Here is a 25,766-nt window from a genome sequence, read left to right on the forward strand (position 1 = left end):
GAGTCCACGCCGAAGTTGAACGTGCCGCCGGTGTGCGCGCCGTCGCGCATGGCTTCGGCCAGAGTCAGGTAGGCCGACGCAATGTCTTTGACGTACACGTAATCGCGCTTCATTGTGCCGTCCGAGCGCACGATGGGCCGCTCGTTCAACAGCACCGAGCGGATCGTGCCCGGCACGATGCGGTTCCAGTTCAGGTCGCCGCCGCCGTACATGTTGGCACAGCGAGTGACGGCCACAGGCATTTTGAAGGAGTGCGCGTAAGTCTGGGCGATGAGATCGGCGCACGACTTGGAAACGTCGTAAGGGTGTTTGCCCTGAAGCGGCGCGGTTTCGGTGTAAGGCAGGACGTCATGTGAGCCGTAAGCCTTGTCGCTGGAGGCCAACACAAACTGCTCAAGTTTGCCCCACTGCCGGGCCGCTTCGAGCAGGAGCCACGTGCCGCGAATGTTCGCCTCAAACGTGGGAACCGGGGCGCGGTTGGCGACCCCCACTACTGTCAATGCCGCCAGGTGGAAACAAGTCTGGATTTCGTACTCGGCAAAGATTCGATTCACGACCTCTTCGTCCGTCACCGAGCCGCGCACCACCTTGATGCGCTCCATCGTGCCGGAACGAACCAGTTGGCTTTGCGGAACCCAGTCACGGATCAGGCCGGCCACGTCCGCGCCCGCCTCCACTAGCCGGGCCGTAAGCCACGACCCCAGCACCCCGGTGCAACCGGTGACCAACACCCGGCGATCTCGCCAGAAATTCAAATCAGTCATTGCTCCCTCAAAATGACAAATGACGAATGGCAAATGACAAATTGGGTCATCCGGCATTTGTCATTTTTCATTTCCAGACTTTCCACGGCGCGCCCCGATCCCAGAAATCATTCAGGGTTTGCGCCTCTTTGAAAGTGTCCATTGAAGCCCAGAAACCGGCGTGGCGGTGCATCATCAACTGCCCGTCGGCGGCCAGCCGGGCCAGCGACTCTTTTTCCAGGTCAACATCCTCGCCGCCCTGCATGTAGTCCAATGCGGCGCGTTCGAAAACGAAGAAACCGGCGTTCACCCAGTTGGCCAGGCGCGGCTTCTCGCGCAAAGCTGTAATCTGATTATCGTTCACGTCGAGGACGCCATATTGCGAATAGGGCTGATAGCCGGTGAGCGTCGCCAGCTTGCCGTGCGAACGATGGAAGGCCAGCAAAGCGTTAATGTCCACATCGCCAATGCCGTCGCCGTAAGTTACAAAGAAGCGCTCGGCGGCGATTCGTTCTCCAGCCAGCCGCACCCTCGCCCCTTTGTTCGTTGGCACACCGGCATCAAACATCGTCAACTGCCACGCGGCCTCTTGATTGGCGCGATGATACTTTCGCTGATCCGGCTGGCCGAGAGTAAAAGTCAGGTCGTGAGTCAGCGCTTCATAATCCAAGAAGTAGCGGCGGAACCAGTCGCCGCGATAGCCAAGCGGGAAGACGAAGTGAGCATGGCCGTAGTGAGCAAAAAGCTTCATGATGTGCCACACAATGGGCCGCCCGCCCACTTCCACCAAAGCCTTTGGCCGCCCTTCGGCCTCCGGCCCCATGCGCGTGCCCAGCCCGCCCACGAGCAAAATCACCGGTAAAGTTTCATTTGCCATCAGTCATCAATTCAGTCAACGGCCCCAGCGCCACGCGGGCATCGGCTACCATCTCTCCATTCTGCGAAACCGGCAAACGGGTCAGGCTGGGGAGGGTATACATTCCAACAGACACTTTCAGTTCGTCCAGCGAAACGCCCGATAAGTTGAGCGTGTAATCAGTCTGCACCCGCTCGCCCCGACTCCAGATAAAGGTCGGGTAGCCATCGGGGCGCGCATCCTGCCCGGCCACCAGATCATTCTTCTCATTCTGAACGTGAACAAAAATTGTCGCGTCCAACTCCGGCTGTTCAACCAATGATTGCCAAAACAGCGACAGTCTGATCTGCCCGTCGGGCAACATTGACGCGCTCGCGCCGTACAACTTGAAAGCTTCACCGATCACAGCCTTCGGCCTGACTTGCCCAGCATCTTCATCTGGCATGGAAGGCTGAGGCACTTTCACCCAGCCAATTTGATTCGTCTGCCCGTTCAGGCCCACCACAAGCTGGTACGGCCCCGGCGCCAACCCGGCTGGCACATTAAGTGTATATGGAAACGGCACAACTTCATGCGCTTGCCAGGCCCAGGTTGGAAACAGCCAGCGCCATACTTCCACGTCCGCGCCGGCCACGCGCTCAAAGTCCGGCGTGAGCAAGCCGATGAACGAGCGATAGTCGTGCGACTGAGGCATATCCGTCACCCAGTTCACGGTGTAAGTCACGCTCTGCTCAACATCGCCGGCCAAAGTTGTCGGCCCACTCCAGTTCACCACATGCACGCCGTTCCCGAACGAAGTCAGGCCGCCCTGCCGGGCCGGAGTCTCAAATTCAATTTGGGACGCCTCCACAGCCAGCACTTTCGCCATCGGCTCGCCGTTCCGGCGGTTGACGGCTTGGGCCTCATCAAGGCTGGCGATGAGTGCCGAGTGAGTCGCCGCCGTGAACGGCGGCAGAACCGTGATCGTCCCGTTTTGTAACAAGCCAAAGTTCCGCGTCGAGCGACGATAATCCCCCGACTCCAGCGCCCACGAAATCACTACCCTGGCCTCCGACGGAATTGCAAAAGTAGTGTCCGCCGTCGCCACGTTCGGGTAAGCCGTCATCAGCCAGGCCCGCGTCGTTTGCTGGCTCAACTCGTCGAGCGGAACCAGTAGTGGCCCGCTCTGCGCCGCCAGCCATTCGGAAAACTCGCGCCGGTCGGTTCGGAAGAACCACTCGCCAAGTTGCATGTCGCGCCCGAACATCGGGATCGTGCCAGGGTTCTGCCAATAACGAATATATGTTTGACGAGTCACGATCACGTTCGTCAATGTGATCACCGCCAACGCCGTCAACGCCAGTTCTTTCAGCCGGGGAAGCCGCCACGTTAGCCCCCACCCGACTCCTGCGCCCACGACCAGCGGAAAGACGGCAAACACGCCGACGATGCGCAAGCCGTGCGGAATTTCGTTGGACATGGTCACCGGCAGAGTGACCAAAAACAAAAGCGCCGCGATGAGCCACGACGAAGCGTGACGAAAGCGAACGACCAACGCCGCCAGCCCCAACAAAAAGACGGCATTGAAGAGGACGGGCAGAACCGGCGTCAGGGCAACATTGTACTGCGGGTTGCCATCGCCCTTGCCAAAATACAGCCGCCAAAAATATTTGCCAAAGCCGGCGGTGGCCTGCAAGGCCCGGCTCACAAAACCGCCCGCCGAGCCGCCGCTCTCGCTCACTTCGGCGGCGCGGCCTATCACTCGTGATGGCTCGGCGAGCAGAAGCGGCACGAGCGGGGCCAACAGCAGAGCAACGACGACAGTGATGATGACCAGCGCCGGCAGCCAGGTCTTCCACTGTTTTGATTTGAACGCCAGCAGGCTCAAGGCAAATGGCGCAAGCGTCGCCGGCACGGGCACGGCGGCGGTGTAACTGTAGAGCGCGCCGCCCAGACTCAGCCCGGCCCACAAAGCATCCAGCCGCTTGCCCGTTCGCGAACCACGCAACAGGAAGCCGACGAAGAGCAACATAAAAAACGCTTGCGGGATGGCGCGATACAAACTACGCGAGAGGGCGATGTGGCCCAGAGCCACAGCCAACGAAGCCGAGGCGGCCAGCCCGGCGATCCAACGCGCGTCTTGTGGCAAATCAATCAGGCACTGGCGCGTCGCCCAAAAGGTTGCGGCAACGGTCAAAATTCCAACCAACACGGTGCTCAGGCGAAAAGCAAAGATGCTGGAGCCAAACAGCAATGCCCCGCCAGCTTCCATGAAAATATACAACGGCTCTGGCCGGCCAAAGTCTTCGTAAAACGGGAAGCGCCCGGATTGCGTCAGGTGAAAGGCGTCGAGGGTGCTGATGGCCTCGTCGTCGCTCAGGCCCGGCGGCAGGGTTGCCAGATCGGCCACGCGCAACCATGCCGCGATGAGCAGGATGGCAATGGCCGCAAGCCATTTCGTGTATGTGTTCAATCCAGCCAATGTTGCCCGCATCAAGCGTCAAACGAAAAAGGAGCCTTGACCTTTGTCGTTTGTCGCTTCACTTTCCCTCCACCGCTTTTCTCAACCCTTCAACGTAAGGCGGCCTCACCACCCCGTTCTCGGTGACGATGGCGGTGATGTAGCGATGGGGCGTCACGTCGAAGGCCGGGTTGCGGGCGGTGATGCCTTCGGGCGCAACGGGTTCGCCGCCGATTTCCAAATTCAGCACTTCGGTCATCGAGCGTTCTTCGATTGGAATATGGCCGCCGTCGGGCAAGGAAAGGTCAACGGTGGACGTGGGGGCGACGACGTAAAATGGGACGTTGTTCTCTTTGGCGACCACTGCCAGCTTGTAGGTGCCGATCTTGTTGGCCGCGTCGCCGTTGGCCGCCACCCGATCCGCGCCGACAAACACGGCTTTGACCTGGCCGGAGTACATGAAGTAACCGGCGGCGTTGTCGGCGATCAGGTCGAACGGGATGTTAAGGTTCTTGAGTTCCCAGGCGGTGAGGCGCGCGCCCTGCAAGCGCGGGCGGGTCTCGTCCACCAGAACGTGAATGTGTTTGCCGAGTTCGTGAGCCATGCGGATGGCGCCGAGCGCCGTGCCGTAGTCCACCGTCGCCAGCGCGCCGGTGTTGCAGTGGTGGAGCACGGTGTCGCCGTCGTTGATCAGAGTCGCGCCGTGCATTGCCATACGCTTGTTGACCTCTACATCTTCGTCGGCAATGCGTTTGGCCTCAACCAACAGCGACGAGCGAATGTCGTCGGTGTTCGGTAGAACCAGGCGGCGGGCCAGGTCGAGCATCCGCGATGTTGCCCAGGCCAAGTTGACGGCGGTGGGCCGGGCGGCGTCCAGCACTTCTTTGGCTTGCGCTAAATCAATGAGCAGGCTGTCGCGGTCTCGCGCCGGGCTTTGCCGGGCGGCCAGGGCCATGCCAAAGCCGCCGGCGGCGCCAATGGCTGGCGCGCCGCGCACGACCATGTCGGTGATGGCTTTGGCGATCTCGCGGTAGTCGTCATACGTGATCACTTCAAAGCGCCCCGGCAGGATGCGCTGGTCAATCATTTGCACGGCGTCGTTTTGCCAGTCAACGGTTCTCATAGTCTTGGCTCTGTTTTAACACAAAGGCACGAAGGCGCAAAGCCACAAAGTTTTCTTGGTGTCTTCGAGTCCTGGTGCCTTTGTGTCCAACCGGGTACATAAAAAAACGCCCTCGAAAATGCGAGAGCGAGCGGAGCGAGTGCCGAACTCGGCAGTCATGGTAACATACGGGTCTTGTGTTGTCAAAGAGTTTTCGCCCTCACTACCTTCTGCCCGCCCTCTTCGGCTTCTTCGCCCTGCTCGCTTGCTCGTTGCCGCCGCTGACGGGCTTGATCGAATCGGCTACGGCAACAGCCACTTTTACAGAGACGGCTACCCCGACCGCCACCGCGACGGACACGCCGACTCCGACCCCGACGCCTCAGCCCATTGTCCGAGTCCAGGAAGGCGATCATCAACTGTTCAACGGCGACTGGGACTCGGCCATCGCCCTCTATCAAACCGCGCTCGATCAGCAACCGGGGACGGACATTGCCGCCGTCGCCCGCTTTGGCATTGCCACCGCTCACTTGCAGGCCGGCGATCTCGACGCCGCCAACGGCGACTTCACCCTCTTCCTTCAGGCTTACCCAACTGATCCCCGAATCCCGGAGGCCTATTTTCAACTCGGCGCAATTGCCCAGGCGCAGGGCACGTGGAACGTTGCGATTCAAAATTATGGGCAGTATCTGGCGCTCAGGCCTGGCGTGATCGACTCGTACGTGTGGGAGCGCATTGGCCGTTGTTATCTGGAATCGGGCGACTATGTTCCAGCCGCCAATGCTTACGAGCAAGCCATCCTGGCCGAGCGCGCTGGTGGGCTGAACGATCTGGTGGAAAGGAAAGCCGAGGCTCTGCAAGCGCAGGGCGACCTGGTCGGCGCGCTGGCGCTTTATGATCTGGTCGCCAACTCCGTGTCCGCCGATTCAACGCTAACACTGGCCCGCATGGACATTTTGCGCGGGCGGCTTAACCTGCAACTTGGCAATACTGAAACTGCCTACACGTTTTTTCAGCACGCCGTTGACAACTACCCCCAGACGTTCGACGCTTATCAATCGCTGATCGCGCTGGTTGACGCGGGCGTGCCGGTGGACGAACTTCAACGAGGCATCGTCAACTACCATGCCGAGTCCTACGAGGCCGCCCTGGCCGCCTTCGACCGCTACTTCGCCAGCACCGACTCGCCGGACGCGCGTGTTTATTACTACGCCGCCCTCACCCACCGCGCGCGCGGCAGCACCTTCAGCGCCATTCAACGCTTTCAGGACGTGATTGACGGCTACCCCGACAGCGATTTGTGGGTCGAGGCCTGGACTCAGAAGGCCTTCACGCAGTGGGCCTGGGGCGACGATTATGCCGGTGCGACCGCCACGCTTCTCAAGTTCGCCGAAGTTGCCCCCGCGAACGGCGCTGTCCCCGAAGCGCTCTTTCAGGCGGGCCGCATCGCCGAGCGCGGGCGTGATCTGGATCGCGCCGTTTCGATCTGGTCGAGCCTCAACGCCAATTATCCAAACTCGCCGCAAGCGCCTGAAGGCGCGTTCCTGGCCGGCCTGGCTCTTTATCGCGAAGGCAGTTACAACTCGGCGGTCGAGCAGTTTGAGATCGCGGCCAACCACTCGCTGGCAACGGTTGAACGGCGCGCGGCGGCGTGGATGTGGGCGGCCAAGACGCAACGCCTTCGCGGCGACAGCGCCGCCGCTCAGGCGGCTTTCGATCAGGCCCTGGCCGCCGACCCCGGCGGCTATTACTCGCTCCGCGCCGCCGAACTCAAAGACGGCCTCGCGCCCTTCTCGCCCACGCAAGGTTACGACTTTAGTTTTGATGTGGCCGGTGAGCGCGCCATTGCCGAACAATGGCTGGCCGAAAAGCTGGGCATCGCCAACGACAACCTGGGCGCGATGGTCGGGCCTGCCGCCGCCGATGGTCGCTGGGCGCGCGCGCGCGAGTTGTGGGCGCTCGGCCTCACCGCCGAAGCCAAAGTTGAGTTTAATGAATTACGAGCGGCTTACGCCAGTGATGCGCTCTCGTTGTATAAGATGGCATTAGCTTTGCGCGATCTTGGCGCTTACGCTCAGGCGATCCGCGCCGCCCGCGCCAGCGTGGACGCCATCGGTTTAGCCGACTCTTTTTCCGCCCCTGCTTTCTTCACCCACCTTCGTTTCGGCCCCTACTATGCCGATCTGATCACTAAAGCCGCCAGCGACTACAACGTTGATCCGCTCTTGTTATACGCTGTGGTTCGGCAGGAGAGTTTGTTTGAAGGCGGCGTCACTTCGTCGGCGGCGGCTCAGGGCCTCATGCAAATCATCCCTTCCACCGGCGAGTGGGTGGCCCATCAACTCAACTGGCCCGGCTACCAGAACAGCGACCTTTATCGCCCTTACATCAGCCTGGAGTTCGGCGCATTTTATCTTGACTACCAGCGGCAATATTTCAACGGCGACATGTACGCCGCGCTGGCGGCTTACAACGCCGGGCCGGGCAACGCCGAAATCTGGCAGGGCCTGAGCGGCGACGACCCCGACCTGTTTGTCGAAGTCGTCCGCCTCGACGAACCGCGCCGGTACGTCCGGGCGATCTATGAGTTCTATGAAATTTATCGGGGGTTGTACGGAAAATAAAAGAGACTGGCAACGGATGAGATAATAGATGTAACGGATTCTGGCACGCCCTTCATCCGTTACATCTGCTACAAAATCCGTTGCCAAAGCAAACTATGCGAATCTTGATCACCGGCTCAAGCGGCCAGATCGGCACCAACCTTGCTCTGCGTTTGCTGAGCGAAGGCCACTTTGTCTTCGGCATTGACAAGCGGCCCAACACCTGGACGGATAAAATCTCGACGCTCCTGCAAGACCTCAGCTCGCCTTATCGCGATTTTAAAGGCGGTATCGGCCACGTCGAGTACCCGCCCGACCTTGATCTCGTCGTCCACCTGGCCGCCCACGCCAAAGTTCACGAGCTGGTGGAGCAACCCGACCGGGCGCTGGAAAACATCACCATGACCTTCAACGTGCTGGAGTTTTGCCGTCACAACCACCTGCCCATCCTCTTCAGCAGTTCCCGCGAAGTGTACGGCGACATCCACCGTTACATCACCGAAGAGTCCTACGCCGACTTTGCCTACACCGAAAGCCCGTACTCGGCCAGCAAGATCGCGGGCGAAGCCTTGATCTACTCTTACGCCCAGTGCTACAACCTGCGCTACCTCGTCTTCCGCTTCAGCAACGTCTATGGCCGCTACGACAACGACATCGAACGCATGGAGCGCGTCATCCCGCTCTTCGTTCGCAAAATTGGCCGGGGCGAGCCAATCACGGTTTATGGCAAAGAGAAGGTGCTCGACTTCACTTACGTTGACGACTGCATTGACGGCATCGCCAAAGGCATTGAATTGCTGGTAAGCGGCAAAGAGGCCAATCACACCATCAACCTGGCCTACGGCCAGGGCAACAGCCTGATCAACATGGCCGAATACATCGGCGAGGCGTTGGGCGTCAAGCCCGACATCACCGTGCAACCGGCCCGCGTCGGCGAAGTCACCCATTACGTCGCCAACATCGGCAAAGCCCGCGCCCTGCTCGGCTACAGCCCGACGACCACCCTGCGCGACGGCATCCACAAAGCGGTGGCCTGGTCGAACGAGTGGCGGGCAGCGAAAAAGTAGAGCGACGCGAAGCGGGCAAATCGCTCTACAATGCCTGGGAGGAGCATCATGCCTCACATCCTGGTCACCGGCGGCGCGGGCGTCTTGGGCCGGGAGCTGACGCCGCAACTGCAAAAAGCCGGGCACACGGCGCGAGTGATGAGCCGCCGCCCCCGGCCTGTCAATCTCACGTCTGAAATTGAGTGGGCGCAGGCTGATATTGAAACCGGCGACGGCCTCGGTTCAGCCGTCTCTGGCGTGGAGACGATCATCCACACCGCCACCAGCCCCGGCAAACGCACAAAGCAGGTGGATGTAGACGGAACTCGCCGACTGTTGGAGAAGGCTCGCGAAGCCGGAGTCGCTCACTTCATCCACGTCTCCATCGTCGGCATCGAGCGCATCCCATTTCCATATTATGAAGCGAAAGTGGCCGGGGAAGCCGTCGTTCGCGGGGGCGGTGTCCCTTACACCATCTTGCGCGCTACCCAATTTCACAGTTTGCTTGATGGCTTCTTTCAACCGCTCAGGAACCTGCCACTCTCATTTGCCTTCACCGATTTCAAATATCAACCGATTGATACCGGCGAGGTAGCCGACCGCCTGTGCCAGCTTGTGGCCGAGAAACCTTCCGGCCTGCTCCCCGACATGGGCGGCCCGGAAGTGTGGACGGTGGGTGAACTGTTGCCCGCTTGGTTTGCGGCGCAGGGCAGGCACTGCAAACTGATTCGCTTCCCGCTGCCGGGCGGGTTTGCGCACGCATTCCGCAACGGCTACAACACCTGCCCCGATCAGCGCGACGGCAACATCACCTGGGCCGAGTGGCTGCGGCGAAAATACAAACGCAACTAATGCCGACCGTTGGGCGGAATAACCTCCACAAATCCTGACGGGCTTCTCCACATTTCTTCCACAACGGATTGATAAGCTTAGAAAAACTTGCCAAGGAGTAATCAATGAAAGCTGCTATCTACAGATCGTATGGCCCGCCCGAAGTTTTGAAGATTGAGGAAGTTGAAAAACCAACCCCCAAGGATGACGAGGTCCTCGTTAAAGTCCACGCCTCATCGGTGAACCCGGCAGAGTGGTATGGCATGACGGGCTTGTTCCTCGCCCGCATCGGTAACGGACTACTCAAACCCAAAGACACAAGACTCGGCGTGGATTATGCCGGGGTTGTGGAAGCCGTTGGCAGAGATGTGACACAGGTCAAGCCGGGAGATGAAGTCTTCGGCGCGCGGAGCGGGGCATTCGCGGAATATGTATGCGCTCGCAATATCATCATTCCCAAGCCTGCCAACATTACGTTCGAGCAGGCAGCGGCTGTCCCTGTGGCGGCGATCACGGCCCTGCAGGGACTGCGCGATCATGGGCAATTGCAACCCAGGCAAAAGGTGTTGATCAACGGCGCCTCCGGCGGCGTAGGCACGTTCGCGGTGCAGATCGCCAAAGCGCTCGACGCCGAAGTGACCGCGGTTTGTAGCACGCGCAATGTAGATATGATCCGTTCGCTGGGTGCAGACCATGTCACCGACTACACCAAGGAAGATTTCACCCGCACCGGCAAACGCTACGACATCCTGCTCGACATCGCCGGAAGCCGTCCGTGGCGCGAAATCAAGCGCGTGCTGAACCCAAATGCCCATTACGTCATCGTGGGTGCGCCGAAGGGCAACCGTGTGATCGGTCCGCTGGGCTTTATCATCAAAGCCCGCCTGGCTTCCCTTGGCGCAAGCCAGAAGGTGATTTTCTTCGTGGCAAGTTTCAAACGTGAAGACTTCCTGCTCTTGAACAACATGTTCGAGCGCGGACAGGTCAAACCGGTCGTGGAAAAAACCTACCCACTTGAGAATATCTCCGAAGCCATGCGCCACCTCGGCACTGGTCACGCCAAAGGCAAGATCGTCGTCACGATGCGATAATCGAAAAGAAGGAGAATTCTTTCCACTTTCTTCATTCATCCTTTATACTCCTCCCATGCCGCCGCTCATCCTTGTTGTTGACGATGAACCCAAAGTCGCCCGCCTCGCCCGTGACTATCTGGAGAAAAGCGGATTCCGCGTCGTCACCGCCGCAGACGGTCAATCTGCCCTGACAACTGCCCGCCGCGAAAAACCCGACCTCGTCATCCTCGACCTCATGCTCCCCCACATTGACGGGCGCGAAGTCTGCCGCATCCTGCGCCGCGAAAGCGACGTGCCGATCATCATGCTCACAGCCTTATCTGAGGAGATTGACCAGGTGACAGGTCTTGAAATCGGCGCGGACGATTACATCACCAAGCCATTCTCCGTCCGCGCATTGGTGGCGCGTGTGAGGGCGCTCCTCCGCAGAACGCGCGGTGAAGTCAAAGCGCCGAGCATCGTTCGCGCCGGCGGGCTTGAAATTGACTCGGAAAAATATTCCGTAGCCTTCAACGGCAAGCCGATCAAACTCACGCCGAACGAATTCAAATTGCTTTACCTGCTCGCCGGACGCCCCGGTCAAACATTCACCCGCGAACAACTACTTGACGATCTTCATGGAACTGTATCCAGCATGGATCGGAGCGTAGACTCGCACATCAAAAACCTCAGAAAAAAACTGGAAAATGCTACTGGCGACTCCGTGATCGAAACCGTTTACGGCATTGGCTATCGCTTCAACGAACCCGGCGCTTAATCTTTATCATCCCTTATGACCACCCCATCCAACCGCCCCCGCCGCGCAATCCGCTTTTTTGCTTACTTACTCATCTTCTTTCTCATCCTCGTTTGTTTCGTGGGCGGATTTTCCGCGCTTCTATTTGAGGTCTTTACCCAATCCTCCACGGCAAAATCCAGTTGGCTCCTGCTGTGCGGTGGACCGGTCGTTTTTGTGACGCTCGTCGTCTTCGTCCTTTTCAATTTATATATGCGGTTTGGTCGTCCGCTCGAACAACTCTTCAAAACCATCAACGCAGTGGAAGCAGGCGACCTGTCCGCGCGCGTGCCCGAAAACAACTCCGACATGTTCAGCGATCTCATCAAGCGCTTCAACAAAATGGTCCGCGAACTCGAACGCGCCGAACAGCAACGCCGCAATCTTACCGCCGACATCGCCCACGAACTCCGCACGCCGTTACACGTCATACAGGGCAACCTCGAAGGCATCGTGGACGGAGTCTATCAACCGACGCCCGATCACATCAACAACACCCTGGACGAGACCCGACTACTCACCCGCCTCGTCAACGACCTGCAGACCCTCTCCTTTGCCGAAACGGGACAACTCCCGCTTCACCCCACCCGCTTCCTGCTCGCTGACCTTGTGAACGATCTCGCTTCGAGTTTTTCACCCCAGGCCGCTTCCCAAAACATTGACCTGAATACAAATATCGCCGACCCGAATCAAAAACTCACAGCCGATTACGACAGGCTCAATCAAGTTCTATCCAATCTGATATCCAATGCCTTACGTCATACGCCCGAGGGCGGGACAATTTCCATTGAAACAGGATCAGGTTCAAACGAAGAAAGAAGCGTGCGAATTGTGGTCAAAGATACGGGCGCAGGAATCGCATCCGATGATCTTCCGTTCATCTTCGATCGCTTCTGGCGCGGAGACAAATCTCGTACTGAGAGAATGCATACTGGGCTTGGTTTAGCAATCACAAAACAACTCGTCCATGCGCAAAACGGGACAATTGATGTGCAAAGTGACGGCTTGCCGGGCAAAGGCACAACGTTCACTATCGAATTACCTCATGGAGCGATTACGCCAAACGCCTGACGCCTGCCGTTGAGCGTTAACTTACAATTGGATTTCTTCTGCGAACTCATTGAGCAAGGGAAATTAAAACCGATGAGGGTAATCTTCGTAGCTTCGAGGCTTTGTGCCCTGGTGTTAAAACTGAGACCCTTCGGGTTTTAGAAACCCGAAGGGTCTGAGATTTGCTACGGCGCTTCCTCAATCACCCGCCGGGTCACAATGTACCAGTTCGCCAAACTATTGAAGCGGTCGCTGCGATCCACCAGTGGGCCGAGTTGGACGCCGCTCACTTTCCTGTCTACAGCGTAGTTGAAGATGGGATAGTAGAGCATGAGGGCCGGAGTCTGGTCGGCGAACTTGGACTGGAAGGCGCGGTAGAACTTGGCCCGATCCTTGTAAGATGGAATGGTGCGGGCCTGCTCCAGAATTTCGCTCATATCGCGGTTGTCGTAGCCACTGAAGTTCTGACCGGATTCGATCTGCGTCTGGTGCCAGAACGGATACGGGTCGGGGTCGGGGGTGGCGGCGAAACTTAAGTCCACGAGCGCGGCCTGAAAGGTGCGGTTGGTCAGCGCCGTCTTGATGTCATCCGGCGGCAGTGGCTCAATCGTCACTTTTACGCCTAGATCGGCCCACTCTTTCACAGCCATGCCGGCAACCGCGCTGTGAGTTGCATCGGGCGGGACAAGAAGCGAGAAGATTAACTGCTTGCCGCTCTTGCTTCGCACATAGTCGGGTGAGCCGGGGGCGGCTTCGGGCGGGAGCGCCCAGCCGGCGTCGTTGAGCAGTTGGGCCGCGTGTGCAGGGTCGAACTTCACCGGAATCAAATTGTCGTTGTAGGCCCACGTTCCGGGCAGGATGGGGCCGGCCGCGACGAAGGCCTGCCCTTGCAGAATCGTGTCCACCATAAGTTGGCGGTTCAACCCGGCGAGCAACGCCTGCCGCACGCGCTTCTCCTGAAAGAAGCTCACCGTTTCATTCTTCTGGTTCAAAAAGATCAAACTATATTCCGGCAAACGACTGCTGAATATTTCGAGTTGCGGGTTCTTCAACGCGGCGGCGAAGGTCTCCGGCGTGAAGTCGCTCAGGGTTTGCACCTCGCCGGCCAGATATGCCTCGTAGGCGGCCTGGGCGGTTGGGTAAAAGCGAAACCGAAGCTGGCTGAGGTAAGGCGCCTTGCCGGGGTAGCGCGGGCTCGGCTCCAGCACAACACTGGTGATGGAACTGTTCTGCCGGTCGAGGCTGACCAGCTTCATCGGGCCGGCGCCGACCGGCTGAAAGTTAAAGGCGTGATTGAGCAAACTACTGGCCGAGACGCCGCGAAGCAAATGTTCCGGCAGGAGGCCGACGGTGACGTAATCCATGAACGGGGCGAACGGCTCCGGCAGGACGAAACGAACCGTGTTGCGGGCCGGTGAGGAGACCGTCACCTTTTGCCACAGGCTGGCGACATCACCCGCCCCGGGAAAGTCCGGGGCTTGAAGCAGGCCGATAGTGAACAACACATCCTGTTGAGTAACGGGTTCCCCGTCGTGCCAGGTGAGGCCGTCTTTCAGGACAAAGGTGTAGGTGAGGCCGTCGGCGCTCACTGCCCACGACTCGGCCAAATCCGGGACGGGCAAACCGTCGGCGTCGAACTTCATCAGCCCGCTGAAGATAAGGCGATCCAGATCACGGTCAGCCGGACTGTTGCGATCAAAGAGCGGGTTGAGGCGGCGGGGCTGGCCGACGACGGCTTCGGTGAGCGTGCCGCCTTGCGCCGGGACGACGGTGGTGACCAGGCCCTGCGACTGGGTGTAGAGCAGGCCGCCGACAACGGCTAAACCGATAAGAGCCAGAATGGCCTGGGTGCGAATGTAACGCATGATTTAAATGACAACAGACGATGGACGGCAGACGGTTTCTCGTCTCGCGTCCATCGTCTGTCGTCAATCGGCCGTTGTCAGTTCAATTACCCCTGATTGGTCACAACCACGTTGATCACCGCTGTCACAAAGAAGGCGATGGCGAGAACGATGGTGATGTTGAACAGCAGTTTCTCCACGCCGCGCCGGGCGCGGAAGACGCCGCCGCCTTCACTGCCGCCGGTGAGGCCGCCCAAACCTGCGCCCTTGCTTTGCAAGACGATGGCGGTGATCAGGGCGATGGAGAGAATGATTTGCACGATGTTGACGTAGAGACTCACAGTAAGTTGCTCCTTGCTAAACAGATAGTGGCGAAATTATAGCACAGCGATGATGCCGGTGAGCCTTGCCCAGCTCTTTCGTTCAACTCAAATGGGTAAAGTCCGGCGAATCGTCAGCCGCCTTTGCCACCCCGTCATCATCTCGCTTCAAAAACACCATGCCCAGCGGCGGCAGAGTCACCAGCAAGGAATGATCCTGCCCCTGCCAGGGCAAGTCGTCGGCGGGCAGGCCGCCGGTGTTGCCCACGTTACTGCCACCGTAATAAGTCGAGTCGCTGTTGAAAATCTCCCGGTAGAAACCGGCTTTGGGCACGCCGACCCGGTAACCCTGGCGGGGAACCGGAGTGAAGTTCGCCAGGACGACGATCTGATCATCAAAATTTTTGGCCCGGCGCACGAACGACACGATGCTGTGATCCACGTCGCGGAAGTCAATCCACTCGAAGCCTTCCCAGGTGAAGTCCTGCTCGTGCAAGGCCGGCTGGGCGGCGTAGAGGCGGTTGAGGTCGCGCACACAGGCCAGCAGGCCGCGATGTGTTTCGTAGTCGAGCAGGTTCCAGTCGAGGCCTTTGGCGTCGGCCCATTCGATCCATTGGCCGAACTCGCCGCCCATGAAGAGCAATTTTTTGCCCGGATGGGCCGTCATGTAAGCATAGAGCGTTCGCAGGTTGGCAAACTTCTGCCACGAGTCGCCCGGCATTCTGGAAAGTAGGGAGCGCTTGCCATGCACCACTTCGTCGTGTGAGAGCGGCAGGATGAAGTTTTCGGTGAAGGCGTAGAGCAACGAGAAGGTGAGGCTGTTGTGGTGATAGCGGCGGTAGACCGGGTCCTGGCCCATGTATTTGAGCATGTCGTGCATCCAGCCCATGTTCCACTTGAGATCGAAGCCCAGGCCGCCGAGGTAGGTGGGGCGCGACACCATCGGCCAGGCGGTGGACTCTTCGGCAAAGGTCAGCGCGTCGGGGAAAGACTCGTGGACAAGTTCGTTGAAGCGCTTGAGGAAGTCCACCGCCTCCAGATTTTCGCGCCCGCCGAACTTGTTGGGAATCCACTCGTCCGATTTGCGCGAATAATCGAGATAGAGCATCGAGGCCACGGCGTCCACTCGCAGGCCGTCGAGGTGATACTTGTCGAGCCAGAACAGGGCGCTATTAAAAAGAAACTCGCGCACTTCGTTGCGGCCAAAATTGAAGATGAACGTTCCCCAGTCCTGATGTTCGCCCAGGCGCGGGTCGGCGTGTTCGTAAAGGTGCGTGCCGTCGAAGAAGGCCAGGCCGTGCTGGTCTTTGGGAAAGTGAGCCGGAACCCAGTCGAGGATGATGCCCAGCCCGGCCTGATGAGCGGTGTCCACGAAATGGGCAAAGTCGGCGGGGGAACCGAAGCGCGAGGTGGGGGCAAAGTAGCCGGTCGTCTGGTAGCCCCACGATCCGTCGTAAGGATGCTCGGTGATCGGCAAAAGCTCAAGGTGAGTGAAGCCCTGCTCTCTGGCATAAGGCACGAGTGTCTCGGCCAGCTCGCGATACGTGAGAAAGCGATTCTCGTCGCCGCGCCGCCACGTGCCAAGATGCACTTCATAGATGGAGATGGGCGATTGGAGGCTCTGGCGCTCTTTGCGGTTCGCCATCCATTCGTCGTCACGCCAGTCGAAATTGCGGAGGTCGGCCACGACCGAGGCGGTGTTGGGGCGCAGTTCCGAGGCAAAGCCGAACGGGTCGGTCTTGTTCACTACGTGGCCCCGATAGCGCGTTTTGAGTTCGTATTTGTAAATCTCGCCGGCGCCGAAGCCGGGCATGAACAACTCCCAGACGCCGCTCGCGCCGCGCGGCCTCATAGGATGCCGCCGCCCGTCCCAATTGTTGAAGTTGCCTACCAAGCTCACGCGCTCAGCCGTAGGCGCCCACACCGAAAAGGCCACGCCGGGCACGCCGTCCACTTCGGTAATTTGCGCGCCCATCTTCTCGTAAAGCTTGAAGTGGTTGCCTTCGTTGAACAGGTATAAATCCTGTTCGCTCAACACTGGTGGAAAGCGGTACGAGTCTTCAATGTCTTGAGAGCCGCCGCCGGGGAGGAACACCCGCAAACGGTAATGAAAGAAATCGGTTCGACCGGGGAAGACGGCTTCAAAAAATCCGTCGGGGTGCAGCCGGCCCATGGCCTGCTCGACGCCATCATCCGTCAACACCAACACTTGCCCGGCCTGCGGCTGGAACGTGCGCACCGCCAGCCCGTCGTCGGCCAGATGGATGCCCAACACATCAAACGGCGCGCCGTGGTAACCGCCGGCAATGGCGGCGATGGTTTCAGAAGATAGAGTCGTCATGTAATTACTGACCGGATGACAAGATGAAGGGGTGACAAGGTGAACACCAAATCACAAACCGCCTTGTAATCCTGCCACCTTGTCATCCGGTCATCCCCTCAGTTTCAATTACTCGCCCTCATCCGTTCCAGCCACGCCCGGCGAGTCCATCCGCACCACTTCGCCGTGATAGTTGACAACGATGCGGAAGCCCAACATGCCCAGCCATTGCCGCGCCTGCTCCGGCAGACCCTGATCCATCAGCTTGGCGAAGTTAGAATCAATGTTATTCAACGACGAGTCGATCATGGCCTTGCTGAATAGATCATCGGAACCCATCATTTGCAAAGCGCCCTGAGTCACCGCGTCGCGGTTTTCCATGATCTGGTCGCGCAATTCGGTGAGCACAGCCTTGTCAATCTCCTCAGCCGGCACGTGCCGCCGAAAGCCGTCATCGTCCACTATATAAAATGCTTCGCCGCCGACCGTCGTCGTTTCCACATTTTGATCGCGCTCGTCCACCACCAGCCCGCCGAACAATGCTGTTTTGCTCATGCGATATCTCCACAAATTAACGCAAAGGCACAAGGCTACAAAGTTTTCTTAGCGAAGCTGGGTGTCTTTGAGCCTTTGTGTCCTGGTGTTTACCTTGCGAATTGTACACGGAATACGACTATAATTGCGGCATCAATCAGGGAGGTTTTATGCTCAAAACCAAAGACGGCATCAACCTATTCACCCAGAGTTGGAAGGCAACCGACCCGAAGGCCATCGTCGTTCTCACTCACGGCTTCGGCGAACACTCCAGCCGCTACCCGCATGTTGGCAAAGCGTTGAGCCAGGCCGGGTACTCGCTTTACACCTATGACCTGCGCGGGCACGGCCAGTCGGGCGGGCCGCGCGGCCACACCCCGGCTTACGAGTCCCTGCTAGACGATCTCGAAGCCGTCATCGCCGACGCCAAAAGCGACCAGCCCGGCAAAAAAGTTTTCGTCTACGGCCACAGCATGGGCGGCAACATTACCCTCAACTACGCCCTGCGCCGCCCCTCCGGCCTGAGCGGAGTCATCACCACCGGCGCCTGGCTCAAGCTGGCCTTCGACCCGCCGGCCCTGCAACTGGCCCTGGGGCGGCTCATGGCCAACCTCATCCCGACCTTTGCCCAGCAATCCAATCTCGACGTTAACGCGCTTTCGCACGACCCGGCAATTAGCAAGGCCTACGCCGAAGACAAGCTGGTGCATAGCACAATCACAGCCAGACTGTTTGTCGAAATTGTCGGCGCGGGCGAGTACGCGCTGGCCCACGCCGCCGAACTTACCCTGCCGGTCTTGCTTATGCACGGCGGCGGCGACCTTATCATCAGCCCCGGTGGAACCCGCCAATTCCACGAACGGGCCACTGTCGCCGATAAAACCATCCGCATGTACGACGGCCTGTTCCACGAGATTCATAATGAACTGGAACAAGCCACCGTGTTCAAAGACATGATCGAGTGGTTGAACCGCCACTGTTGAACCTGACAATTGGCCGTGAAAAACCGGAGCAACGTCATTAGACTGCTCCCTTTTCTCACGGCATCATTTCATCACCTCAGACACCCGGTGTCTGGCTATCACTTTTTTGGAGGAAGCTTGTGACCAAGCGACAAGAACTCAGAGCAAGGCGACAGCGCGAATCGCGGCAGCGACAACTCTACATCATCGGCGGAATCGTGGTGGTGGCCGTCGCCATCGTAGGCTGGCTGGCTTACCAAAACTTCCGGCCCATCGGCACTTTCAAATCTGTCGAATCTACGCCCCCGCCCAACGCCGACGGCTCGGCCATCGGCAGCGCCGACGCCAAAGTCGTTCTGCAAATCTTTGAAGACTTTCAATGCCCGATCTGCCGCCGCTTCACCCAAGACATTGAACCGCGCATCTTGAATGACTACGTCTACACCGGCAAGGTTAGGTACGACTTCCGTCATTTCATCGTGATTGACGGCAACAAGGGCGGCAACGAGTCCCAGCGCGCCGCCGAAGCCAGCGAGTGCGCCGCCGAGCAGGGCTGGTTCTGGCCCTTTCACGATATGCTCTACACCAATCAAACGGGCGAGGCTGTGGGCGATTTTATTGACCGGCGCCTCAAGGTCTTTGCCGTTGACCTCAGCCTCGACAAAGCTAAATTCAATTCCTGTTTCGACTCGGGCAAATATCAGAACGTGGTGGCCGCCGATTTAATCGCCGCCCGCCAGAACGGCGTCACCGGAACGCCGACGATCATCATCCCTGGCAGTGTCCCGCTAAGCGGCGCTCAGGATTACTCAGTTTACCAACAAGCCATTGACGCCGCGCTCGCGGCGGCGGGCGGCTAGCGCCGGAAAACAGTGAACAGTAAACAGGAGCGGCGTTACCAGCCGCTCACTGTTTACTGGTCTCTATCGAGAATAAAGCCAAGACCTGTCAGGTCTTAGCCCAGCCCGCCCCCGGCCAGCACGGTTAAAATGTTGAGCAACGTCCCCATCTAGCCCCGCCCTCTTACTTGATAACAAGGATACGCATCTCGAACGTTGCCCACGAAAAATTTTCCCTTCGACTCGGCCTGCATGAACTGCTCGTGTACTTCAGGCGGCACGCCATCATATTGATAGGTCAGTTCATTCTTAAGCACGACTTCCAGCACCTTCGTACCGGCGTCATAACCAATGGCATAAATGAGGCTGGACTCTACTATGATGAGTCGCATCATTGCGCTCCTTTCAATTGCGGTCGTTCATCGTCGCGAACGCCTCAATTGCGAATAATCATAAACATCCCGAATATTCGCCAGAAAGTATCAGCCTTTTGACTCCGCCTTCAACAGCCCTTCATACACGTCGGGTGGCACATCGAAATATTGGTATGTGCCACCCGAATTGAAAATAATCTCGAGGATACGTTTCTGTTGATCGTATCCAACGGCATGGATCATGCTGGAGTCAACCGTTACCAGTTCCATTGGATTTCCCTTCTTTCCCGTTTTACGTTTCACTCATTATAATTGCCTTATGCTCAAAAACTGGCGACCTTTCCTCTTCGGCCTTTCCGTGGGCCTGCTGTCGGTTCCGCTCATTCTCGTCCTTAATCGAAGACAAACCAGCATCCCGATCAAACTTGCGCCGCCGCCGCCCACCCTCACGCCCGTGCCGCTTCGCATTCACGTCACCGGCGCAGTAAGAGCGCCAGGCGTGTACGAAATGCCGGCGGGCAGTATTTTGCAGGATGTCATCAACACCGCCGGCGGCCTCACCGAAGCCGCCTCCACCGGCCAACTCAATTTGGCCCAACTGCTCAAAGACGGCGAACAGGTTTTCATTCCTGAACTGCCGCCCACTCTGCCGCCGACTTCCACCTCGGCTCCCGGTCAGCCCACCTCAACACCTGCGCCGCAACCCACCGCCACCACCGGCGGCCTCGGCCAACTCATCAACATCAATACCGCCACTCAAACCGAACTGGAGACTCTGCCGCGTATCGGCCCCTCCATCGCCCAGCGCATCATCGAGTATCGCAACACCAACGGCCCGTTCAACACGATTGACGAGATCAAAAACGTCAAAGGCATCGGCGACTCCATTTTCAATGCTATTGCGCCGCTGATCACAGTCAAGTAACAATTCACAATGCTCAATGCACAATTGCCCATTATGAATTGTGCATTGTGAACTCCATGCTCCTTGCCCTCCGCTCCCTGGCCCTCCTCAAGCCCTGCTGTTTCGGCGATGTGATGCTCACCACACCTCTGCTTGGCATTCTGCGCCGGACCTATCCTCAGGCCCGCATTGATTTCATCGTCGGCTCGCACGCTCGCGCCGCCGTGCAAGCCAACCCGCTGATTGACAACCGCATTGATTGTGGCCGAGTCGGTCAGGGCGGCTACCCGCCAGCCGACATGCTGGCCCTCATTCGAAAACTTCGCGCCGGGCGCTACGATGCCATCTTTGTGCCAGACCGTTCACCGGCGCTGGCGCTGGCCGCTTCGCTGGGCGGCGCGCACTTCTCCATTGGCCTCAGCAGCGGCTGGCGCGGCCTGCCCTACAACTATCGCGTGCCGGTCTCGCCCGGCGACGTTCGCCACGAAGCCGATCTCTATCTCGATCTTGCCCGCGCCCTCAACATCTCCACCGAGTATGCCGCCGTCGAATACACCCCGCCTGCCGACGACCGCAAAGCCGCCCTTCACATACTTGAACAACACAACCTCTTTGATAAGGCGTTTATTTTGATACACCCCGGCGGCGGCCAGAACCCGGGTATGACCTTCCACGAAAAGCGATGGCCGCCGCCCAACTTCGCCCGGCTGGCGGCGCAACTCATGCGCGAGACCGGGTTGGCCGTCGCCCTGGTGGGCGGCCTGGGCGATGACCCGATCCTGGCCGCCGTCAAAGGCCTCATCAACCTCCCTCTCGCCGACTTTGGCCCGCGACCCTGGGGCCAGATTGGCGCGCTGGCCGAACGTTGCGCTTTGTACATTGGCAACGACACCGGCGCGACTCACATGGCGGTCGGCGCCGGGACGCGCGTGGTTATGATCCTCGGCCCCAGTGACCCGCGCCGCTACGCGCCTTACGGCCCGCGCAACTGGGTGAACTATGTTTGGCGCGAGTGGCGCGTGCCCGCCGCCGGGGTGAGCGCCGGAGCGCCCGGCTTCTCGTGGGATAATGGCGCGACTGTGGAAGATGTTTTTGAAACGGTGATGCATTTGCTGTATCTTGGCGCGCACAAACCATCTTGAAGAACCAAGCCAGAATCGTCAACGGATTTACCGGATTGAGCGGATTTGTTTCTTAATTCAATCCGGTAAATCCGCGCGAAGCGTCCGTTGACGAAAACAAACCACACTACCAGCTACTTTGCCGCGCAATTCCCGCCCACTCTCATGATCGCCAAATATCACATCGCCGTCCTCACCGAAACAATCGGCTCACATTTTTCACCCGCCGCTCTGGGGCAAATCATTGAAGCCAATCTTGGGCAGGACAGGGGCCTCAATCAACTCAAATGGCACGTTCATTTCGATAACTGCGCCTTTGCCAAAGGCCGGGCTTACGTCGAAGAACAGCATGCCCTCATCGCCGGAACCGACGACCCGGCCATCATGCGGGCCGCCTTTGGCCGCCTCAGCCACGCCATCCAGGATTTCTACTCGCACTCCAACTACGTTGACTTGTGGCTGGAATCCAACGGCGGCTTTGCCAACACCTGTCCCGAAGACATCAACGGCCTCGACCCGGCTCTGCTCAACCACCCCGGCCTGACTTCTGGCTACTTTTATTTGTGGCGCGACATCATATATTATTTGCCCATCGTTGATCGTTTTGCTAAAAAGCATCTGGTCTTTCCCGGCTCACACGAAGCCATGAACCTTGACGCCCCAAGCACCGGCCCCAAATTTCCCTATTCGATCATTGCCGCCAAACAGCGGACGTTGTCTGAGTATCAACGCGCAACACAGGCGCTCGGCCCGGAGCGCGCCGCCCGGTTTCACGGCGCTCTTTTGTAAGGGCGAAGCATTCGGAGCATTGTCTTGGCGAACGACCAGGCTAACATCCGAATGCTTCGCCCCTACTGACGCAATATAGGAACAAGATCAAGCCGCGCTTCACCATCCTCGACAACTGGGCCAAAGGCCGTTGCCCGGTATGCAACGCCTCGCCCCTGCAAATCGTCCGCGCGTCCGCCGCGCCCGATCAACTTGTCTGCCCCAAATGCGGCCTGGCCTGCGAGGTGGAAGAGGGCGGCTCGCGCATTCGCCCAAAGCAAGTGCCGGCCAGCCTCGGCCACCGGGGGCAGTTGGCGGCCAATATGTGGGTGACGGTTGACGAGCTACGGGCGCTGGCGCATCAAACGCCGCAAGCCGTTCAACCCACAGAGGCGGCTACCCCTGAGAGCGTCATCAGGCAAGCCCGGAAACTTTACGCGCTCGGCAACTCAGTCAGGCAGATCAAAACGATCCTCGAAGAGTCCAAAGCAACGCCCGATCAAATTGAAGCCGCGCTGGCCGAGGTGAGGCAACTGGATCGCAGGAAGCGCGAGAGCAACCAGCGAAGCCTGTGGCTGATGGGGAGCGCGGGCGCGATGTTCTTCTTGTTGCTGGCCGGGGTAGCCGCCGTGGTGGTGTTGAGGCCGGAACTGCGCCCCTCCCCGGCCACGCTCCGGCCCGGTGCGCCGGCGAATGGACAACCGCCTGCCGCCACTGCCGCGCCCGGCTTTCCAAATTTGAATCTGCCTTCGGTGATTCCAACCGATGCGCTTGCGACGGTAGCGGCCCAGCCGACAACGGGCGTGCAACAGGGCGTGGGGCCAGAGGCCAGTAAATGCCCGGTCACGCCTGTCAGCGCGGCGCGGTTGTTCGGCGGCGAGCCGGATTATTGGAGCGAGAACAACGACTTTGGCCGGGCGTGGGTGATGTTGGCCGCAAGCGCGCCGCTGACGATCCGAGTGCCGGCCAACATGTCGGCGGGTTATATGAGAATCAACGAAGGCCTGGAGATGATCTCGGTCGTCGGCCCGGCCACGCTGACTAACGTCAATTTTGTGACGATCTCATGTGAGCAGTAAAAGCATTGGCCCCCTCAAGTAATCAGCGTCCTGAGCGGAGCGGCGACCCTTCGGCTTCACTTCGTTCCGCTCAGGGTGCTACACTTGTGAGTAACACGATTGGATAAAATCACTTGCGAACAAAACTTTCTTGAAAGGGATAAACTATGATTGAAACTTCTCGCCCGCGTGGCCGCTACTTTGAAGAGTTCGCCGTCGGCGACAAAATTACCACCGCCGGACGCACCGTCACCGAAACCGACATTGTCGGCTTTGCCGGGCTGTCCGGCGATTTCAACCAGATTCACGTTGACGATGAGTTTGCCAAAGGCTCGGTGTTCAAGCAACGCGTGGCGCACGGCCTGCTGGGTCTCTCGATTGCCTCCGGCCTGGCGGTGCAGACCGGCTTCATGGAAGGCACGATCATGGCTCTCCGCGAGTTGCAGGAATGGAAGTTCAGCAACCCGATTTTCATCGGCGACACGATCCACGTTGAGATTGAGGTGCTGGAGTTGAAAGCCATGCCCCGGCTGGGCGGCGGGCTGGTGACGATTAAGTTGACGGTGAAGAATCAGAAGGGCGAGACGGCGCAACAGGGGAAGTGGTTGGCGTTGATGTTGAGTCAGCCGAAATAGAGGACAACGGATTCGGCGAATTCGGCGGATTACAGCCTCCCGAAGGTTGAGGAACCTTCGGGAGGTTGTGTTTATCAATGATCCGCTGTCGGCACGATCTCGATCAGCACCCAGGGCGAGCCGCCGATGAAGCAACCGTCGTCGGGGTCGCAGGCGGCGGGCGGCAGGACGAGTTTGTAGTTGCCCTGCGCGTCAACGGTGAGCGAGTGCGCTTCGCCTTGAGCGTCGAAGAGGGTGGCATTGACGGCGTTCGGCGTCGGGCGCAGTTTGAGAGTCACGGGCTTGTCGCCACGCGCCCAGGTCACGCGGGTGATCGCCCCACCCCGATCCAGCTTGACGATGAAGTAGTTGGGCTTATCGGTGAGAGTCGCGCTCCTGGCCGACGTGAAGTGGGTGGTGACGACGCGCAAGGCTTCGAGCGCGGGACGCGGCGAACCGTCGGGCCGGATGAGGCCGTAAGAATAAGGGTCGCCGCCCGGCAAAGCAGTGACAGGCGTCTCGTCAAAAAATTTGTAGACGGCGACCCGTTCGGCCCCGGCGGCCAACGCCAGAGCGTTGACCTGAATCACAAAGGCCGATTGTTGTTCCATCGTGACGGGCAACAGAGGCGGGTTCACCACCGGATACTTTGGATCGTCAACCGGCGGCGCATTGGTCTCATTCACCCAGATCGGTTGCTTCAATCCATATCCAGCTAAAATCCCACGATAGGCTTTGAGGATGATGTAAACGTCGTCGGTCTTGAAGTAGACGTGGGCGGTTGCCACGTCAAAATAGAAGTTGTGGCTGGCGGCCTCCGGGTCTTCGCCGATCCGTTCGAGCAGGCGGCTGAGGTAGAGCGGGCGGTTATTCACCACGTCATGCCAGTAAGTCATCCCAGCCAGGTGAATGACGGCGTCCGGGTCAACTTCTTTGGCAACGAGATACGCGGTCTTGAGCAGGCGATAGTAGTCGTCCACTGAACCGGCGAACTGCGCGCCCGTGTCTTCAATGGCGATGTCGGGTTCGTTCCAGATGATCCAGTGTTTGATCTGGCTCTTGTGCTCGGCGACGATGCGGCGCACGAAGTTAGCCCACAGGTTGGCCGGATCGTCGTAGGGCAAGTCCAGGCCGCGTGGCGGGCCGCCGATGGGAATGGTGTCGGTTGCCCAGCGCGGCGTGCCCATGAGAATCGCCGTCATCTCGCGGCCAGCGGATTCGGCGTCAACCAACCGTTGCGCTTCGTCGGCTGGCGCTTTCCACTCGTCCGGCCCGTTCGGCTGGCGCGCGTCCCAGCGGATGACCATGCGATCCCAGCCCAGACGCAAATCTGCCGCCTGCTCAGGGGCCATGTAGGCTTCAACTGCGCCGAAGCGCGGGTCAGGCGGGTCGGGCGGTTTGGCAGCGGCAAGCGTGCTGGTGAGAAGAGTGAGGCTGAGGAAGAGTTGAATGGCGCGGCGAGAGTTCACAACAAACCTTTGGGCATCAACAATGGGCCGGGTATAACTCAAACATTAGCAGAACGCTGTCAGTGTTTGGTCAAAGGTTTTGCAAAGCAGGCGATAACTGCTCAGAGAATAAAATCAGGA

24 protein-coding genes are annotated in these 25,766 nt (G+C 59.0%); 13 read left to right on the forward strand and 11 right to left on the reverse strand.

Annotation, left to right across the window (positions count from 1 at the left end):
• The 4 genes from HYZ49_04530 to mtnA form a co-directional block, all read right to left on the reverse strand.
• Positions 1 to 764, reverse strand: a 764-nt coding sequence (locus HYZ49_04530; protein ID MBI3241542.1) for an NAD-dependent epimerase/dehydratase family protein, incomplete at its 3' end; no start/stop codon positions are given.
• A 67-nt stretch (positions 765 to 831) separates the two neighbouring features.
• A complete protein-coding gene (locus HYZ49_04535; protein ID MBI3241543.1) occupies positions 832 to 1,620 on the reverse strand; it encodes an NTP transferase domain-containing protein in 789 nt (262 codons plus the stop codon).
• The gene (locus HYZ49_04540; GenBank protein MBI3241544.1) at positions 1,610 to 4,051 is read right to left on the reverse strand and encodes a glycosyltransferase family 39 protein; all 2,442 of its coding nucleotides are present in this window, start codon (positions 4,049 to 4,051) and stop codon (positions 1,610 to 1,612) included. Before HYZ49_04540 ends, HYZ49_04535 begins: the two co-directional genes overlap by 11 nt.
• A gap of 67 nt (positions 4,052 to 4,118) precedes the next feature.
• Positions 4,119 to 5,162, reverse strand: coding sequence for an S-methyl-5-thioribose-1-phosphate isomerase (mtnA, locus tag HYZ49_04545; protein MBI3241545.1), 1,044 nt, complete (start codon positions 5,160 to 5,162; stop codon positions 4,119 to 4,121).
• A 179-nt stretch (positions 5,163 to 5,341) separates the two neighbouring features.
• Here mtnA and HYZ49_04550 point away from each other — a divergent pair, with 179 nt between their 5' ends.
• The 6 genes from HYZ49_04550 to HYZ49_04575 all read left to right on the forward strand — a co-directional run bounded on the left by HYZ49_04550 (position 5,342) and on the right by HYZ49_04575 (position 12,540).
• A complete protein-coding gene (locus tag HYZ49_04550) occupies positions 5,342 to 7,765 on the forward strand; it encodes a transglycosylase SLT domain-containing protein (protein ID MBI3241546.1) in 2,424 nt (807 codons plus the stop codon).
• 95 nt (positions 7,766 to 7,860) lie between these two features.
• Positions 7,861 to 8,811: an NAD-dependent epimerase/dehydratase family protein gene (locus HYZ49_04555; protein MBI3241547.1), complete on the forward strand. Its 951-nt coding sequence runs from the start codon at positions 7,861 to 7,863 to the stop codon at positions 8,809 to 8,811.
• Positions 8,812 to 8,859: 48 nt separating this feature from the next.
• On the forward strand, positions 8,860 to 9,642 hold the full coding sequence (locus HYZ49_04560) for an NAD(P)H-binding protein (GenBank protein MBI3241548.1): 783 nt from the start codon (positions 8,860 to 8,862) through the stop codon (positions 9,640 to 9,642).
• A gap of 104 nt (positions 9,643 to 9,746) precedes the next feature.
• On the forward strand, positions 9,747 to 10,712 hold the full coding sequence (locus HYZ49_04565) for an NAD(P)-dependent alcohol dehydrogenase (GenBank protein MBI3241549.1): 966 nt from the start codon (positions 9,747 to 9,749) through the stop codon (positions 10,710 to 10,712).
• 55 nt (positions 10,713 to 10,767) lie between these two features.
• A complete protein-coding gene (locus HYZ49_04570) occupies positions 10,768 to 11,451 on the forward strand; it encodes a response regulator transcription factor (GenBank protein ID MBI3241550.1) in 684 nt (227 codons plus the stop codon).
• Between the two features lie 15 nt (positions 11,452 to 11,466).
• Positions 11,467 to 12,540, forward strand: a complete 1,074-nt coding sequence (locus HYZ49_04575; GenBank protein ID MBI3241551.1) for a HAMP domain-containing histidine kinase — start codon at positions 11,467 to 11,469, stop codon at positions 12,538 to 12,540.
• A 164-nt stretch (positions 12,541 to 12,704) separates the two neighbouring features.
• Here the strand turns inward: HYZ49_04575 and HYZ49_04580 are convergent, their stop codons facing one another.
• The 4 genes from HYZ49_04580 to HYZ49_04595 form a co-directional block, all read right to left on the reverse strand.
• Complete coding sequence (locus HYZ49_04580; protein MBI3241552.1) at positions 12,705 to 14,384, reverse strand: peptide ABC transporter substrate-binding protein; 1,680 nt, start codon at positions 14,382 to 14,384, stop codon at positions 12,705 to 12,707.
• A gap of 86 nt (positions 14,385 to 14,470) precedes the next feature.
• A complete protein-coding gene (secG, locus tag HYZ49_04585) occupies positions 14,471 to 14,704 on the reverse strand; it encodes a preprotein translocase subunit SecG (protein MBI3241553.1) in 234 nt (77 codons plus the stop codon).
• Between the two features lie 82 nt (positions 14,705 to 14,786).
• Positions 14,787 to 17,024 (reverse strand): 1,4-alpha-glucan branching protein GlgB, encoded by a 2,238-nt coding sequence (glgB, locus tag HYZ49_04590; protein ID MBI3241554.1) that lies wholly within the window; start codon positions 17,022 to 17,024, stop codon positions 14,787 to 14,789.
• Positions 17,025 to 17,132: 108 nt separating this feature from the next.
• Positions 17,133 to 17,558 carry a hypothetical protein gene (locus HYZ49_04595; GenBank protein MBI3241555.1) on the reverse strand — a complete coding sequence of 142 codons (426 nt, stop codon included), beginning with the start codon at positions 17,556 to 17,558 and terminating at the stop codon, positions 17,133 to 17,135.
• A gap of 149 nt (positions 17,559 to 17,707) precedes the next feature.
• On the opposite strand from HYZ49_04595, the gene HYZ49_04600 reads away from it, so the two are divergent.
• A complete protein-coding gene (locus HYZ49_04600; GenBank protein ID MBI3241556.1) occupies positions 17,708 to 18,520 on the forward strand; it encodes a lysophospholipase in 813 nt (270 codons plus the stop codon).
• 119 nt (positions 18,521 to 18,639) lie between these two features.
• Positions 18,640 to 19,359 (forward strand): thioredoxin domain-containing protein, encoded by a 720-nt coding sequence (locus HYZ49_04605; GenBank protein MBI3241557.1) that lies wholly within the window; start codon positions 18,640 to 18,642, stop codon positions 19,357 to 19,359.
• A 149-nt stretch (positions 19,360 to 19,508) separates the two neighbouring features.
• Here HYZ49_04605 and HYZ49_04610 read toward each other — a convergent pair whose 3' ends face one another.
• Positions 19,509 to 19,730 (reverse strand): KTSC domain-containing protein, encoded by a 222-nt coding sequence (locus HYZ49_04610; protein MBI3241558.1) that lies wholly within the window; start codon positions 19,728 to 19,730, stop codon positions 19,509 to 19,511.
• Between the two features lie 90 nt (positions 19,731 to 19,820).
• Positions 19,821 to 19,982, reverse strand: coding sequence for a KTSC domain-containing protein (locus HYZ49_04615; GenBank protein ID MBI3241559.1), 162 nt, complete (start codon positions 19,980 to 19,982; stop codon positions 19,821 to 19,823).
• A 49-nt stretch (positions 19,983 to 20,031) separates the two neighbouring features.
• On the opposite strand from HYZ49_04615, the gene HYZ49_04620 reads away from it, so the two are divergent.
• The 5 genes from HYZ49_04620 (at position 20,032) to HYZ49_04640 (ending at position 24,198) form a co-directional block, all read left to right on the forward strand.
• Positions 20,032 to 20,637: a helix-hairpin-helix domain-containing protein gene (locus tag HYZ49_04620; GenBank protein MBI3241560.1), complete on the forward strand. Its 606-nt coding sequence runs from the start codon at positions 20,032 to 20,034 to the stop codon at positions 20,635 to 20,637.
• A gap of 56 nt (positions 20,638 to 20,693) precedes the next feature.
• The gene (locus tag HYZ49_04625; protein MBI3241561.1) at positions 20,694 to 21,758 is read left to right on the forward strand and encodes a glycosyltransferase family 9 protein; all 1,065 of its coding nucleotides are present in this window, start codon (positions 20,694 to 20,696) and stop codon (positions 21,756 to 21,758) included.
• Between the two features lie 87 nt (positions 21,759 to 21,845).
• Positions 21,846 to 22,526, forward strand: a complete 681-nt coding sequence (locus HYZ49_04630) for a hypothetical protein (protein ID MBI3241562.1) — start codon at positions 21,846 to 21,848, stop codon at positions 22,524 to 22,526.
• A gap of 224 nt (positions 22,527 to 22,750) precedes the next feature.
• Positions 22,751 to 23,584 (forward strand): hypothetical protein, encoded by an 834-nt coding sequence (locus HYZ49_04635; protein ID MBI3241563.1) that lies wholly within the window; start codon positions 22,751 to 22,753, stop codon positions 23,582 to 23,584.
• A 146-nt stretch (positions 23,585 to 23,730) separates the two neighbouring features.
• On the forward strand, positions 23,731 to 24,198 hold the full coding sequence (locus HYZ49_04640) for a MaoC family dehydratase N-terminal domain-containing protein (GenBank protein ID MBI3241564.1): 468 nt from the start codon (positions 23,731 to 23,733) through the stop codon (positions 24,196 to 24,198).
• 74 nt (positions 24,199 to 24,272) lie between these two features.
• On the opposite strand, the gene HYZ49_04645 is transcribed toward HYZ49_04640, so the two are convergent.
• The gene (locus tag HYZ49_04645; protein ID MBI3241565.1) at positions 24,273 to 25,646 is read right to left on the reverse strand and encodes a hypothetical protein; all 1,374 of its coding nucleotides are present in this window, start codon (positions 25,644 to 25,646) and stop codon (positions 24,273 to 24,275) included.
• Between the last annotated feature and the right edge of the window lie 120 nt (positions 25,647 to 25,766).

Source organism: Chloroflexota bacterium (genome assembly GCA_016197225.1).
GTDB lineage: Bacteria > Chloroflexota > Anaerolineae > Anaerolineales > VGOW01 > VGOW01.